Source organism: [Limnothrix rosea] IAM M-220, assembly GCF_001904615.1.
In the GTDB taxonomy this organism is placed as follows: domain Bacteria; phylum Cyanobacteriota; class Cyanobacteriia; order Cyanobacteriales; family MRBY01; genus MRBY01.
The window spans coordinates 74,005-89,577 of record NZ_MRBY01000013.1; the positions used below are offsets into that span (position 1 = coordinate 74,005).

General features: G+C 45.0%; 10 protein-coding genes. 6 read left to right on the top strand and 4 right to left on the bottom strand.

Annotation, left to right across the window (positions count from 1 at the left end):
• Nucleotides 1–19: 19 nt before the first annotated feature.
• The gene (locus NIES208_RS07705) at nucleotides 20–1,294 is read right to left on the bottom strand and encodes an Ig-like domain-containing protein (protein WP_075891405.1); all 1,275 of its coding nucleotides are present in this window, start codon (nucleotides 1,292–1,294) and stop codon (nucleotides 20–22) included.
• Between the two features lie 172 nt (nucleotides 1,295–1,466).
• Nucleotides 1,467–2,987: a site-2 protease family protein gene (locus NIES208_RS07710; protein WP_075891407.1), complete on the bottom strand. Its 1,521-nt coding sequence runs from the start codon at nucleotides 2,985–2,987 to the stop codon at nucleotides 1,467–1,469.
• A 131-nt stretch (nucleotides 2,988–3,118) separates the two neighbouring features.
• Between NIES208_RS07710 and NIES208_RS07715 the strand changes: the two genes are divergently transcribed.
• The 5 genes from NIES208_RS07715 (at nucleotide 3,119) to NIES208_RS07735 (ending at nucleotide 10,619) form a co-directional block, all read left to right on the top strand.
• A complete protein-coding gene (locus NIES208_RS07715) occupies nucleotides 3,119–3,790 on the top strand; it encodes an MBL fold metallo-hydrolase (protein ID WP_075891409.1) in 672 nt (223 codons plus the stop codon).
• Between the two features lie 103 nt (nucleotides 3,791–3,893).
• Nucleotides 3,894–5,207, top strand: coding sequence for a hypothetical protein (locus NIES208_RS07720; protein ID WP_075891411.1), 1,314 nt, complete (start codon nucleotides 3,894–3,896; stop codon nucleotides 5,205–5,207).
• A 2-nt stretch (nucleotides 5,208–5,209) separates the two neighbouring features.
• Nucleotides 5,210–6,031: a DUF1822 family protein gene (locus NIES208_RS07725; RefSeq protein WP_075891413.1), complete on the top strand. Its 822-nt coding sequence runs from the start codon at nucleotides 5,210–5,212 to the stop codon at nucleotides 6,029–6,031.
• A 178-nt stretch (nucleotides 6,032–6,209) separates the two neighbouring features.
• Nucleotides 6,210–9,509: a PAS domain S-box protein gene (locus tag NIES208_RS07730; protein ID WP_075891415.1), complete on the top strand. Its 3,300-nt coding sequence runs from the start codon at nucleotides 6,210–6,212 to the stop codon at nucleotides 9,507–9,509.
• A 12-nt stretch (nucleotides 9,510–9,521) separates the two neighbouring features.
• Nucleotides 9,522–10,619 carry a hybrid sensor histidine kinase/response regulator gene (locus NIES208_RS07735; protein ID WP_075891417.1) on the top strand — a complete coding sequence of 366 codons (1,098 nt, stop codon included), beginning with the start codon at nucleotides 9,522–9,524 and terminating at the stop codon, nucleotides 10,617–10,619.
• Here the strand turns inward: NIES208_RS07735 and NIES208_RS07740 are convergent.
• Nucleotides 10,616–11,386, bottom strand: a complete 771-nt coding sequence (locus NIES208_RS07740; protein ID WP_075891419.1) for a vWA domain-containing protein — start codon at nucleotides 11,384–11,386, stop codon at nucleotides 10,616–10,618. The genes NIES208_RS07735 and NIES208_RS07740 overlap by 4 nt on opposite strands.
• A gap of 185 nt (nucleotides 11,387–11,571) precedes the next feature.
• Between NIES208_RS07740 and carA the strand changes: the two genes are divergently transcribed.
• A complete protein-coding gene (gene carA, locus NIES208_RS07745) occupies nucleotides 11,572–12,711 on the top strand; it encodes a glutamine-hydrolyzing carbamoyl-phosphate synthase small subunit (protein ID WP_075891421.1) in 1,140 nt (379 codons plus the stop codon).
• A gap of 54 nt (nucleotides 12,712–12,765) precedes the next feature.
• Here carA and NIES208_RS07750 read toward each other — a convergent pair whose 3' ends face one another.
• A complete protein-coding gene (locus NIES208_RS07750; RefSeq protein WP_171971737.1) occupies nucleotides 12,766–14,811 on the bottom strand; it encodes a CHASE domain-containing protein in 2,046 nt (681 codons plus the stop codon).
• Nucleotides 14,812–15,573 lie beyond the last annotated feature (762 nt).

Consider the following 15,573-nt stretch of genomic DNA (forward strand, 5'->3'; position numbering starts at 1 on the left):
CTCAGGTTAATTACTAGCCCTAGTTGGCTGGTAAAACATTAAAGGTGACCCTTGCCTGTGAGCGATTTTGGCCATCACTGACTGTGTAGGTAAAGCTATCTGTGCCAATAAATCCCGGATTTGGCGTATATTGCAAACCGCCGCCATTAAAGATAACTAATGTTCCGTTTTGACCAGCATAATTGTACACGGGGACTTGGAGTTGTAGATTTTCGGGATTCAAATCATTAGCTAAAATGCCTGGGGCTTGTAGTGAAAACAGCGTGTTTGCTACCACCTCAAAACTGTCATTTTGAGCCGCTAGTGTCGGTTGGCTGGCAACAATGGACAAGGTGACTTCTGCTTGGGCGGTATTTGTGCCGTCGCTCACGGCGTAAATAAAACTGTCAGTGCCGACAAAGTCTGGGTTGGGTGTGTATTCAAAAGAACCATCGACATAGACTTTTAAAGTGCCATTTTGGGCTCCTCGAATGGTGTGTGGAGAATTGAGTGGATCACCATTTAAATCGTTATCATTGCCGAGGAAACCGGGAGATGGAATTGTTAATGTACTGTTGGCAGTTAGTTGAAAGCTGTCATTGGTGGCATTAGGGGCAAAATTTTCTGCTAGATCAGATATGGCCGTATTGGTTGTGGCAGGTAAGTTTAGTGCGACTTCGAGTTGGTTGATAATGTCCGCTTGAATCCAGTCTTCGGTAGTGGCGCGATCGCCGTCATCACTAAATTGAGAGCAACCAAAATCAGGATTACAGGGTTGTTCGCCAAGATTAAAGGTATCCGTGTCGTTGTGGGTATTGGGTAGTTGGAAATAACTGAGAAACACACCAACTTGAGGACTCACTGCATTGGAATAGAGCACCGTATCATTAGTGGGTGGATGGACTAGAGCCACCAGCTGAATCGGACGTTCAATAAGAGGAACGAGCTTGGCAACGGACTGGGCTCCGACGGCTTGTCCAATAAGAAAAATAGGGCGGCTTTCAGGAATTTTATTTAAAGCAGATTTCCCGTCGATGATCAATAAGGTGTCAGGGCTGTCGAGGGAGCGTAACTGAATCCCATGGGGAGAACTACCACCTTCAATAAAATCAGTGTGGGGCATTTGCCAGATTTCCGCATCTAACTGTTTTAAAGCCATCTCTACAGCTTGCATCTGTACTGCATCACCATTAACCACAACGGCTAAGGGACGGGTCTCCTGTGCCAGAGCCGGGATGGCAAAAAATGTCATGGCAGGGGCGATCGCCGCAATAGTTGTGAGGTTAAAAAGACGGAGTCGTTTAAAAAGATTCATATTTGGCAAAATAACTCGAAAAATTGACCGTAATCCATAACAAACAACCTTGGTGGACGCGACAAAACCACCGTTGTTTTAGCGTATTTGTACGACAAAATTAGTTGTAATCCTGATAAAAATTAAACCTTAAAAATTAAACCTTAAAAATTAAATTATTTTGGGCAGTGCCCTAGAAATTTAACCAAGTGGCGATCGCCCCAGGTACAGGTAAAAAGATTAATGTCACAAACACCAAACTTAAAATTCCGGCAAAATCGCGACGATTATCCAGCTCCGTTACATCGTTTAAGGCCGGTTGATTGGTTAGGGGCATCAAAATAGCAAAGATGGCAAGGAATAAAAAATTTGGCTCGACAAAGGCAACGGCAATCATACAAAGGCGCGCCACCTGAGCGATCACACCGGCCGTACGTTGACCAAAGACCGCATGACTCATCAGACCGCCGTCCAACTGCCCAATGGGTAAAAGCTGCATACCGCCGAAAATAAAGGCCACATAACCGGCGATCGCCACGGGATGTAAATCAATCGCCATATCGGCAGTGAACTGTGCCCCCATCGCTAAGCGACTAATGAGAGCCAATAAAAAAGAAAAACGCGGGTCAAATTCATTCAGGGTTAATAAACTAGTTTCCTCCGGCATCGGCACAACCTGGGACAAACTTAAACCAATCCAGAGACAGGGTAAGGTCAATAACATCCCCACCCACGAGCCAGCAGCCGCAATATCAAAAAGCGCTTGGCGGTGGGGAATGGGAGAACGACGTTGGGTATAGGCACCTAAAGTACCAACAAAAAATGGAATGGGCACAAAATAGGGCAGATTTGATTTGACCTTGTAATACAAACCCGTGAAATAGTGACCAAGCTCATGGAGTCCTAAAATCAAGACCACCAGAAAACCATAGGGAAAGCCCCGCCACAGTAACGAGGGATCTTGCTGGAGAGCTTCCGGTTCGATATTTTGCAGTTCCACACCCATCACTGTCGCCGTAAATATCGTGATCACCATCAGGGCGATCGCCAAAAATGGCCGAGTGAGAGGTTCTTGATTACCAGACTCTTGTGCCGCTTTCCAAGGATTGGGGACGAGGGCAAAAAACGGTTGACCCTTAAAGCTCTCCTGAAACACAACGATAAAGCGATCGCCAAATAAATTTTCGACATTCTCGCGAATAGTACGATAAGCCTCCTTTGGGACAGCCCTTAATTTGCCACGACAGATGACAGCTTGGGGGTAATAGTCAATATTTTGGAGATAATAGATCCCCCAAGGAAAACAGTCCCTTAGGGCTTCTTCCTCTTTGTTGCTGATGGGACGGATCGCTTGTTTGGGTTTTTGATCGGTATTTGAATGTTCTTTTTTCAGAGAAATGGTGCTTTTGCTTTTTTTCGGCAGCACTTCAGAAGCCACTTCTGTCGTTTGATTATCTTCTTTATTCGCCGGTTTACCCCATTCAATCAGCGACCAATAGGTGACTGGCGAAATGATCAGTAGAGGCAACATCGCCAAGAGGGGCATTTGGACGGCTGTGCCATAGATCAAAATCCAGATCAACCAAGACGATGCCGGAAGCATCATCACCAGCCAGAGCAAGCCGATGGGAGCCTTGTTTTCTCGCGGTACAGTGCGACGGATGAGGGTGTAGGTCAACACACCCATAATAAAAAAGAGCAACCAGACTTCCATGAAACTTGACGTTTAACCTTCCTAAAAATACTGAGACTACCGACGGCGATCGCCACCATAGATAAATTGTCGAAACCCCAAGGGAATGCAACAATAGTAGCGATTTACCAACAGAAATAGGCGATACCGCGTTGAACAATATCCGTCCCCCCAAACCCCCTCGCGAGATCTTCCCCACGGTCTATAGCTTCACACCAAATCGCGAAACCTTGGGTGGTACAGCCTACTTCATTGTAGAAAAAAGCGGCAACACATTGGTAGATTGCCCCCCTTGGCACGATGGTACGGTGGATTTTCTGCGGGAACAAGGCGGCGTTAAGACCCTGTTTATGACCCATCGCAGCGCCATCAGTAACCAAGTGGCAAAAATTCAGGCAGCCCTAGAATGTGAAATTGTCATCCAAGAACAAGAAGCTTACCTTATGCCTGAGGCCACAGTGACTCCCTTTCGAGACCATTGGCAGCGGGGATCACTAACCGCCCTTTGGACACCGGGATTTTCGCCGGGCTCCTCCTGTTTATACTACGAAAATGAAGGTGGTTGTCTATTTACCGGGAGACATTTATTACCAAACCAACAGGCTGAACTGTTAGCCTTACGCACCCCTAAAACATTCCATTGGGGTCGCCAACTAAAAGGAATCGAGACCCTAATCCAACGATTTAGTGCCGTAACTTTAAGTCATATTTTGCCCGCTGCCAATGTCGGTTTTTTGCGGGGGAAAGGATATGTGCCAGAGGCCTATGGACAATTGAAAAATGCTGTGGAACGGTCTCAAACACAACCGGAAATCAACCTTTAAATAGAGAGTTTTAGCCTGTGAATTTAGGTTTTACAATGAGGTTTTACAATGAGGTTTTGAATTTAGGCTTTAAACTATAATCAACTGCCATGCGGGGCAAGCTGTGACCTCACTCCACCAATTTCTTACTCTTTATCAGGCTCACAATGACTTTGAAAAAAATGTTGTTGAGATTTTACGGAGTGGCCTCAGTCTAAAAGCGTTGCGGGAAAATTCTGGTTTAACAGCGAGACAACAGCGCCGTTGGGAATTTGAGTGGAAAAAATGGCGATCGCACCTATTGCTCCAGGTCTTTTATCGATTGCCAAATTTATCGCGTCCCCACCGGGAAATTGCAACCCAGTACCGCGATGAATATGACAGTTTACTGAATGAAATTGCTGCGGAATTTGTTTGTCGTATTTTGATGGAGTTTGACCCGGATTTAGGGGTGCGTGGTAGCAGTTTAACGGCAAAGTTAAGTATTTGGGTGAATAGCAAACTGCGGCTTAAATGGCGGTTGTTGGAGTTGATTACGCCGCAGAAAAAGACCCGTGAGTTGCAACTATTAGAGCTAATTCTAAATTTAACGAAACGATCGCCAGACGGTTTTACCAAATCAGAGTTTCTCTTGGCAATCGCCCCAAAGAAAAATATCACTGAAGCTTGGGCAACGGAATTTTTATTGGAGTTATTACCCCGGTTTTGGTCGTCTGCTCCGGAAGGCGATCGCTATTTTTTTGATGATCAACGCCTCGAAACTTATATTGATCAATGGCAACAGCCGCTGTACGTTATTACCCTCGATCCGGCGATCGCCACCCAAATTCCAGCGCCAGATTTATCCCCTGTCCAAGAAGACATTCCCACACTGTCCGAAAAAATCACAAATTTATTATTAGAAAATCGCAGTCAACTAGAAAAAATATGCGTCAAAAATAATCCCAGCTGTAACTGTGTGCGCCTATTAGAAAACTATTTTCAGCAGCAACTCTACCAAGTCAAAATAAATGAAGAAAATGTGACCCGGCTCCTCGGTGTCAAAAGACCAACCTATCAATCCCACCTCGAACGTAAATGTTTGCCTGCTTTTTGGGAATTGGCAATCTATACTTCTCCTGTTAGTCAAATCAATCATAAAACTCATCAAATACCGTTAAAAAATTATATCGAAATAGATCCGAAATATCGCTTAAGGAAATGCTATTATTCTGACAGAAATGGTGTTGACTATATTAATTGTAATAGTCAAAATCTCGCGACACAAATACTTTTATTTTTTACTCCCAAACCAGAAAAATGGAAAAATCTTGCTTTGTTTTACCAGCTTAGTTGCGATACGCTGATGCGGTTTTGGAAAATGAAATGTCTTTTCCTCATTAGCCTAATCACGTTTGAGTTGGAGTCCGAACTGACTGATTGCGTTGAGGTGGATTGACTATGCAATATCTTAATGCCGTCGTCACCATTGATGTTGCGCCCCAATGGCTGGCGATCGCCGAAAAATTTGCAGCGGAACAAACAAAAGCATCCCAACAAAAACTTATTTTGCAACAAACCCTCGCTATCCTTAGTTTGCAAAAATATTTAGAGCTAGCAGAGATTAAAACAGCACCGACAGAAAGCTACAGTTGGCATCCCCAAACCCGTACCCTAACGGCCTGGGCAGATCTATTGTTGCCAGACTATGGACGATTATTTTGCTGTTTTGCTGATACATCGCAACAGGTTAACTTGCCGCCTATTTTGCCCATAAATACCTTGGGATTTGTTGTAACAGACATTAGTGCTGATTTTACGGTCGTTTATCTGAAAGGTTTTTTACCCTATCGCTATTTGAGTCCTGATCATCAGCATTTTTTTGCCCCAGAAATACAACTGATTTCTACACTATTTGATGAGCTATATCTTCTTTCGGAAAAAAGACTGTTAGTCGCGTCAGAGGTACAACGAGCCATGGCAATAGATGCAGAGCTACGGGACTATTTTTCGATATTTTTAATGCCAGAAAATTTAATGGATATTGTCAATCGTTTAAATTATTCTTTAGACTTGGATGGGGTGGAGCCCCAGACTTTGTTATTCGGAAAATCAGATGATGAGATGGAGTCTATTTATGCGGTGACTGAGTCTTCCACTGAGAATTATGAAAATAATTTAGTGCAGGAAAAAATTATTATAGCAACGGCTCAATTGACACGATCATTGTTAGGAAAGATTCGTGAGCTACATCAAGATTTTGGTTTAATGGAATTATCTTGATTTAAGTTTTGAAAGGGTGAGTCGTTGTTACAAAAAATTCATTTTGTGGCTTGTCTTGAAAATAAAACGACATAATACAGTCACAGTTTTTATCGGTTTTGGATTGTTGGTTTTCGGTGATTATGATTGGTCATGTAACCTGTCAATGTTTATGGCTGCTGTTTACTGATGGGTGACGATGTTGCGCTCTTTTTCTCAGCGACCTTACGTTATTGCAAAACAGAGTTTGTGGGCGGTACAGGCTTCGACTTTGGCGATCGCCGCCTTGGGGCAGTGGCTAACTGAAATTACGGCGCAAGAAACCCCAGGGTTTGGTGGTTTTGTGGTGGTACGGGATGGCGCATTTTTCGGGATAGTGACGGTGGAGCATTTGTTGCAATGCTGTGTCAGTGACTTTCATTGGCGGCAAAAAACAGTGGCTGAATTGGCAGTATTGCCAAGGCAAATATTGACAATAGAGGAGCTGGATAAGCCCCATCGCATTTTGGCAGTAATGCATGGCCAAGGGTTGCAGTGGTTGGTGGTAGCTGATGCTGGGGGACAATGGCAGGGGATCGTCACGAAGGCTTTATTGCAGCGCGCCCTTGGGCAGGAATATTTACTGGAGATAGTCCGTGTGGGGGCGGTTTTGGTGCAACAGGAAATGGCTGTGTTGCCTGAAGTGTCTCTCTTTGCGGCGGCTCAGGTGTTACTCAAGCAACGTCCGTTGGCGGCGATCGCCATCACGGTATCTTCGGGTCAAATTCAGGGCTATTTGTCGCCGTTAGAATTTTTGCGAGCTTGTGATCAAGGGGCAGATCTGGGACAGGCGATCGCCGCCCTTTGGCAAAAAACATCCGTTCCCCTAGTCGATCAAGGGATGCCGTTGGGAGAAATTGCCACCGTGATCCGTAGCAGCCCAGTGGGACAAGTCTGGGTAATGGATGAAGTAGGAGACTGGTGCGGTGTCATTACGGAGCAAGCTTTACTGGATTGTTGTGACCCGGTGGCACAATCTCTTAAATTACAGAGCCAAACAATTACATCGCCATCTTTGCCAACTTCTAGGGGGGCGATCGCCATGCCCTCACCCCCTAATATTCGTCCATTATCCCCAGATCTAACCCCGTCATTTTCTGAGCATCAGGGTGCGGTAAAGTCTGGAAATTTAGAGGCAAAGCCGACACAGACAGAGATAGTCACTGCGTTGCAGCGGGAAAGGGATTTCTTGGCAACAATGTTTGATTTAACGGGCGTTTTTTTGTTTGTCCTGGATCAGCAGGGTTGCATTGTCCGGTTTAACCCCGCCTGTGAAGCATTAACCGGTTACCGTTTTGAGGAAGTACGGGGCAAATATCTTTGGGAACTCTTTCTCAAAGCCGCAGATGTCAATGCCATGATCCAAGAGGTGTCGCGGTTAATTCAGGAGCAAACCCCCAGTACCCAAGACATCGACTGGCGATCGCGGGATGGTCGTCTCCATGCCATGGGCTGGTCTTATACCGTCCTTTACAGCGAGCAGGAGCAAGCCCATTATATTATTGCAGCGGGAGTGGATCATAGCGATCGCCTCCAGTTAGAACGAACCCTCAAAACCCTCAATCAAGAACTAGAGCAACGGGTAGAAGAGCGCACCATTGCCCTCCATGAAACCCAGAATAATCTTTATCGCCAGTTAGCCGCCGTTGAAGCCGCCGTCGAGGCGATCGCCATCCTCGAAAACGATCAATTTGTGTCGGTCAATTCTGCCTTTCTCCAACTCTTTGGCTATCCCCATCTACTCAGTCTCCATCACCGCTCCTGGCAAGACCTGTTTGATCCAGCCGAACACCAACGTCTAGCATCAGAAATTTGCCCCCACCTCAACCAAAATCAATCCTGGCAAGGGGAGGCGATCGCCCGCCGCCAAGACGGCAGCACCTTCCACCAAGAAGTGTCTTTGACCCTCACGACCGCAGGCCTACTGATCTGCGTGTGCCGAGATATCAGCGCCCGTAAAACAGCCGATGCCAAACTACGAAAAACAGAAGTTTTACTAAGATCTCAATACAACAACTTTCCGATTCCTACCTACACCTGGCAATACCGCGATCGCCACTTTTATCTAACCCATTACAACACAGCAGCCGACCTTGCCAATGACCATCAACTCGCCCATTTTTTAGGACAAAGTAGCAAAATTGTTTATGGTGAAAAACATCAAATTCATCGCAATATCGAAAAATGTTTCCTAGAAAAACGCAGCTTTGAAGCCAACCTTAAAACACAATATCGCGCCTCCACAGATCAGCCACTTTTTCTTCGTTATTTAATAATTTCCTATATTTTTATTCCCCCCAATATGGTGATGGTTCATACCCAAGACCTCACCGAACAAAAACGAGCAGAAGCTAAATTGCGGCAAAATCAAGCCTTTTTAAAACAAGTTATTGACAATGATCCCAACCTGATTTTCGTTAAAGATCTCCACGGGCAATTTATCTTAGTAAATCAAGCCGTCGCGGATTTATATGGTGTTGAAACACAAGATTTACTAGGAAAAACAGAAGCAGAATTTAATCCCCATACAGAAGAAACCGAGCGCTTTCTCATCACCGATCGCCTCACCCTCGAACGACAGAAAATCACCCTTTTTCAAGAAGAGAAAGTGACTGATTGTCTTGGAGAAACCCGCTACTTTCGCACCATTAAAATTCCGCTAAAATCCAGTAAAAATGACCAATATACCCAGATTTTAGGAGTGGCCTCAGACATTACCCAGCAACGACAGGCACAACAAAAATTAGAAGATGCCCTTGACCAAGAACGTAATCTTAATTATCTCAAAAGTCGTTTTATTAATACGGCTTCCCACGAATTTCGTACGCCTCTAACCGTGATTTTAGGGGCGACGGATATCCTGCAAAACTACGGTAATACCTTGTCTCCGGATAGATATGCCCAGCATTTGAAAAATATTGAAATTAATGCCCACCGTATTGAAGAATTAATTAATAATTTGCTTTCTACGAGCCGTTTAGAGTCTGGTAAATTACAATGCGATCGCCAACCGACCAATATCATAAAACTTTGTGAATCGATTATTGCTGATATGAAGCTGAGCCATGGTAAACATCATAAAATCGAATTAATTACGAGTAATATTATTTCAAATCCAGTCATGGTTGACCCAAATTTATTGCGTCATATTTTAAGTAATTTGTTAACCAATGCCTGTAAGTACTCTAGGGACCATAGCTATGTGACGCTCGAGATGAGTCGTGAGTCTCAAAGCTTATCTTTTGTCGTTAAAGATGAAGGTGTTGGTATTCCTGAGGCGGATCAGCCCCATTTGTTTGACTCTTTTTATCGTGCCGGCAACGCTGGCAATATTTCAGGCTCTGGTCTAGGTCTCAATATTGTTTACGAGTACACCAAACTCCACGGTGGTACGATTCGTTTCTCTAGTAAACTCCATGTCGGGAGCACTTTTATTGTTGATATTCCCCTTTCTGTCTAGGGCTTGGTGCTAATGACAACTATTTTGGTGATTGAAGATGAACAAGCAATTGCGGATATTATCTATGATATTTTGACGGCGCAGGGGTTCACAGTGCTCATGGCTTATGATGCCCCCCGTGGGATTGAGATTGCGATGGAAAAATTACCGGATCTCATTCTTTGTGATGTGGGACTGCCCCCGGTGCCTAGGGGAGGTCATGAGGTATTGCGGCAGTTGCGGAAAAATAATGCGACTTTAGCGATTCCCCTTATTTTTTTAACGGCTTTTTCTGCGGATGAGGATATCCGTGAGGGTATGGAGCTGGGGGCGGATGATTATTTAACGAAACCTTTTTCGACGGAAACTTTATTGCGAGCGATTGAAACCCGATTAAGCAAACAGGTTCAATTGAAATCCTATTATGAAAGTTCTTTAGAGAGGCTCCGCCAAAGTATTATGACTTCTCTTCCCCATGAGTTTCGAACGCCTTTGGTGGGGATTTTAGGGGCGTCAGAATTTTTATTGGCGGATCTTGATAATTTGGAGCTGGGTACGATTCGAGAGCTACTGCTTGATATTCGTCAGTCTGGCGATCGCCTCCATAAATTAATCCAAAAATATCTATGCTTTGTGCGGTTACAAGACCGCTATTTACGATATACTCCGCCAGAAACAAGGATTGCCGCTTCCTCTACTGACCTTGTAATAGACATTGCGCGACAGGCCTTGAGTGATCATGAAAGGGAAAGTGATCTGAATGCCATCATCTCCATTGAAAGTACATGTCTTAATGGCTGTGATTGCCAACGACTTTTTAGTGAACTGTTGGATAATGCGGCAAAATTTTCCCCGGCCGGGACTCCAATTCTCTTAAAGTTTTTTACGGAAGCAGACTATGAATGCATCGTCGTAAAAGACTATGGGCGCGGCATGGCGGAAGAAGAGCGCCAAAATATTGGTGCTTTACAACAATTTCAGCGGGAACAACATGAGCAACAGGGAGCTGGACTAGGGTTGGCGATCGCCCAGCTCATTGCCAAAATTTACGGTGGCCAGTTGCACATCGACAGCGAACCCGGTATCGGCACATCGGTGCATGTGACTTTACCGAAAACACCAAGCCCCTAAAATCCAGACAGATTGCTTGCAGACTGACTGACCTGTACTGCCGATTGGGAAAACAGTTGAAACGCCTGACGAATTTCCTGTTCCCCTTGGCCGGGGGTCAAAATCCATTCATCACGAATACCCATCTCGCGGAATACTTTACGGAAATCGGTCTGATAACCATCGTCAATGCCCATGGCGGCGATCGTATGGTTTTCAACTTTGAGCATATCTTCGACCACAGCTTTGACATCCTTTGCCGTTGCCCGTCGGGAACTCACATCCGCACCATCCGTAATCAGCAAGGTAATCGTACGAACCGGTACACCGTTATCACTAAATTCCTGTGCCTTCGCTAATACTGTGCCCAGCAAAACGAGGCTCTGATCATAGAGAGGTGTGCCTAGACGCGGATCATAATTTTGCGGTGTCATGCGCACTGCTTGGTCTAAAAAACAGTAGGGATACAACACAAAACCATTGAGATAGCGATTGTGAATGAGGATTTCGCCCGTTTGGGGACATTGAGCGAGAGCATCTAGAACAGCATTATGACCGCCCCGTACCGCCTGGGCATTACTGCCATAGCGAATAGAACTGGAATCGTCGGGCATCACAGTCACTAAAACAACTTCCGACGACATGACATCATCGACTTCGATACCAAGTCCCGCCTGAATAGCCACACCTAAATCATGAACATCGAGGGATTGTAAGGCTGCCTGTGACAACATACCTTCGGCATGAGCGCCTTGAAATAATGCTTGAATGTCTTGGGGATAACTCATTTACTTTAATGTTAAATCTACACTTTTTATTTTAGCTGTCTTTTTGACACTTTGGTGTGATTCAAGAAAACTGAGGGATGGTCACGAAAAGTTAACCTTTAAATCTGGGATTGCAGATGGCGGAGCGGGGCTAATCAAGTAAGATTGAGCGCAGAAGTTTATGTCAATGTAAAGGTCATATATTTATGTCTCTGGTGAAAGCTAAGCCTGCTCTCCTGGTTCTCGCAGACGGTACAACTTATCAAGGGCGTTCTTTTGGGGCAACGGGTACAACCTTTGGTGAAGTTGTTTTTAATACGGGAATGACGGGGTATCAGGAGGTACTCACTGATCCGAGTTATCGTGGTCAGGTTGTCACTTTCACCTATCCGGAATTGGGTAATACTGGTGTTACGCCTGAGGATGAGGAGTCTGGTGGCCCCCAAGTGAAAGGGGCGATCGCCCGGAATATTGCACTCCGTCCGAGTAACTGGCGATCGACCCAAGCTCTACCGGATTACCTCAAAGAACATAATGTTGTCGGGATTTATGGCATCGATACCCGAGATTTGACGCGACGATTACGGGTTTCTGGTTCGATGAACGGTGCTATCTCCACAGAAATTTTAGATGCTGAAGAGTTACTGCGTCAGCTCCAAGAAACGCCTAGTATGGAAGGTCAAAACCTTGTGAAGGAGGTGACCACCTCTGAGATTTATGAATGGACAGAAACCACCGATAGTCATTGGGAATTTAGTGATACGACTAAGGCTAATGCTGATTTAACGGTGGTTGCCGTTGACTTTGGTGTGAAGCGCAATATTCTCAAGCGTTTAGCGAGCTATGGTTGCAAGGTGATTGTTGTGCCTGCCAATACTCCTGCCGAGAAAATTCTTGCTTACAATCCTGATGGTATTTTCCTTTCCAATGGCCCCGGTGATCCAGCCGCGGTCACAGAAGGTATTGCGACCGTAAAAGATCTACTGGAAGCGAAAAAGCCCACCTTCGGGATTTGTATGGGTCACCAGATTCTTGGTCTTTCCCTTGGTGCTGAAACTTTTAAGCTCAAGTTTGGTCACCGTGGTCTGAATCAACCGGCAGGACTAAAACAAAAGCAAATTGAAATAACCAGTCAAAATCATGGTTTCGCCATCGCAGAGGAGTCGATGAGCGATGATATCGAAATTACTCACCTCAATCTTAATGACCGCACTGTGGCGGGTCTCGAACATAAGGAATTACCGTTCTTCTCGGTGCAATACCACCCTGAAGCGAGTCCAGGCCCCCATGATGCCGACTACCTCTTTGATAAATTCGTTCAGGCTATGCGTGAACATAAGGGCTAATAAGATTGGGCGGCGATCGCCATTTTTCAGGTATCAGACATCAGATATCAGACATCAGTAACAATCAAAGGTCTGCGGCGATCGCCGCCCAGATAAACATATCGGCAGCTCAATACTCAACGTTGTCCCCTCTCCCAGCACAGAAAAACAAGATAAATTGCCACCATGCTTTTCGACAATGACCTGATAACTAATGGATAACCCCAGCCCCGTGCCCTTGCCCACAGCCTTCGTCGAGAAAAATGGATCAAACATTTTTTCCTGTACCTCCATTGGTATCCCCGACCCATTATCACTAATCTGAATATTGACGTAATCTCGCCGAAGCCGAGCCGTAGAAATCGTAATAGTCGGCTGTTCAGTCAAATGATTTTGCGGCGGTTGAAACGTCTCCAGCACATCAATCGCATTGTTGATAATATGCATAAAAACCTGATTTAAATCACTCGCATAACACTCAATTTCAGGCAGCTCACCGTACTGCCGCTGAATTTGAATTTCACTACGCCGCGCATTGCCCCTAAACCGACTATGCAGAAAAATTAGAGTATTATCCAAACCAGAATGCACATCAATTATTTTGAGTTGCGCCTCATCCAACCGCGAGAAACTTCGCAAAGAAGCCACAATCTCCTGCAATCGCTTCGTACCAGAACTCATAGAATCCAATAGTCGCGGTAAATCATCAACAATAAAATCTAAATCCATATCATCCGATAATGCCTGAAATTTGCGATCCTTCGCACAAGCTGTCTGCTCACAATGCTGAATTAAACGCAGTAAATCCTGAAAATAACGTCTGGCATAATTCGCGTTATTCATCACATAGTTCAAAGGATTATTAATTTCGTGGGCAACACCACCGACTAATCGACCTAGAGCAGACATTTTCTCGGTGTGAATCAGCTGGGTCTGAGTCCGGTTGAGCTTGTTGAGCAGTGCTTCTAGTTCTGCATTTTTTTCATTGGTTTTTAAGGTGGCTTGCTTTGACAAAACTAAATAGAACACAAGGGAAATTGTCGTCGCGAGCCCAAAACCGATGACACTAACGGTGCGTAAACTTAACCAGCTAAACTTTTGTGTCGGCAAAATAACGATGGATAATTCTCGTTGGGCAGTGTGAATGGAGTAGATGCAGGCGTTAATGGTCTGATTTCCTAGGGGACAAGGTCGTTTGAGTAGGGCATCGGCGATCGCCTCATCACCACGGTGAGCTTCAGGGATAATCTTCGTCTGATTATGACGACGATAAGCAATCAAACTAGTATTACTATTGAGACTGTCTTTTTGAAATGCCGATTCAAGTTGATCCTCCGCAATGTCATAAACATAGAAATCAAGACCCTTAATATTTAATTCACTCACACTTTTCTCCAGCCACATAGCCGTTTCATAAAAGCTAGAAACATAACCTAGGAGGATCGGTTCAGCGTCATGGGTTTGACTCGGTTTATCACCTGTTCGGTTAGCAAAGACTGGCAAGTACTGCACAAAACCACTCTCACCATTTTCTAGCGTTAATGAGCGGGTGCTGGAAAGAAGTTCTAAACGTGCAGCTCTTTCGAGGGTAATTCGTCGTTCGGTGTTGGTTTTTGCATCTAAGCCGATGTAAGGTCGGAAGTCCATGCGCGAATAAACATAGGTTAACGGCAAAAAATAAGGGGTTGATGAGAGGGTGCCGTTGGGGTAAGAGCGGATTGAGGTATTGAGATTTTGGTGGGCTAAAGTTGCTTCATAGGTTGATTTTTCGGCGGTGGGAACGACTTCTGTCCAGCCGAAGCCGAGGAGCCCTGTTTGGTAAGGCAGTAGTGATCCGGCAAAGCTTTCAAATTCATTGCGGGAAACGTCACGGGTTTGGGAGGCATTCCAAAAAGCGCCAAGGGCACGGGTCGCTTCTCCGAATCTGTCTAGCTCTTGCTGCATGGTATGCCTGAAGAGATAAGATTGCTCGCGAAATTCTTCTCGTTGTTCTTTGGCTTGTATTTGTCCAACGGAATGGGCTGCTACAGCGGTAGTGAGAATCCCGATAGTTGCGACTCCGATGGCGATTTTGTGTTGGTTTAGGGTCTGCAATGGCTCCCACGGAAAGATTAGCAACATCAAATTTGATTTCTGTTTGGACAAGGTAATTTTGTGATTGGCTTTTGTGATAGATGCAGCTACCAAAATGTTATCAAAAATAATTCTCATTTGCTATGCGGGTATGGGAGGATGAGTGATGGCTAAGGGTGTGGCAATATCGGCCGGCGATCGCCATTTTTTAGATATCAGTTATCAGTTATCAGATATCAGACATCGGTAACAATCAAAGCTCTGCGGCGATCGCCACCTCATTTCCCCCAAAAAACTTACCCATAAAAAACACCCAATAGGAGGGGTTGATCTTTGTTTTTTACTTGTGACTCTTGATTTAACTCAGTTATTTGACCATAACTAAACAGTCGAACTGAAACATTAGCGATGAATCGCAGGAGCCTAAAGCGTAATGGGTATTTGCACACCAGCCGCCAAATTAAGAGAGGTGTAAGGATTACGCTCGTGCATTACTCCAAGACCGAGGTTTGCATGGGTTTGGACAAGATGATTTTGTGATCGGCTCTTGCGATAGATGCAGCTACCAAAATATTATCAAAAATAATTCTCATTTGCTACGCGGGTATGGGAGGATGAGTGACGGCTAAGGGTGTGGCAATATCGGCCGGCGATCGCCATTTTTCAGATATCAGACATCAGATATCAGACATCAGTAACGATCAAAAGTCTGCGGCGATCGTCCTTGAATTCTCTTGCTATAGTCGAAACGTAATTAACGTCAGTTATGGATAAGCATGTAGCCAAAATTCTCTAGAGAAAAAGAGACAC

Excerpts from the sequence above, each read along its gene's own strand:
- NIES208_RS07705 (WP_075891405.1), bottom strand. The coding sequence starts at position 1,294 with ATGAATCTTTTTAAACGACTCCGTCTTTTTAACCTCACAACTATTGCG.
- NIES208_RS07710 (WP_075891407.1), bottom strand. The coding sequence starts at position 2,987 with ATGGAAGTCTGGTTGCTCTTTTTTATTATGGGTGTGTTGACCTACACC.
- NIES208_RS07725 (WP_075891413.1), top strand. The coding sequence starts at position 5,210 with ATGCAATATCTTAATGCCGTCGTCACCATTGATGTTGCGCCCCAATGG.
- NIES208_RS07730 (WP_075891415.1), top strand. The coding sequence starts at position 6,210 with ATGTTGCGCTCTTTTTCTCAGCGACCTTACGTTATTGCAAAACAGAGT.
- NIES208_RS07735 (WP_075891417.1), top strand. The coding sequence starts at position 9,522 with ATGACAACTATTTTGGTGATTGAAGATGAACAAGCAATTGCGGATATT.
- NIES208_RS07740 (WP_075891419.1), bottom strand. The coding sequence starts at position 11,386 with ATGAGTTATCCCCAAGACATTCAAGCATTATTTCAAGGCGCTCATGCC.
- carA (WP_075891421.1), top strand. The coding sequence starts at position 11,572 with ATGTCTCTGGTGAAAGCTAAGCCTGCTCTCCTGGTTCTCGCAGACGGT.
- NIES208_RS07750 (WP_171971737.1), bottom strand. The coding sequence starts at position 14,811 with ATGTTGCTAATCTTTCCGTGGGAGCCATTGCAGACCCTAAACCAACAC.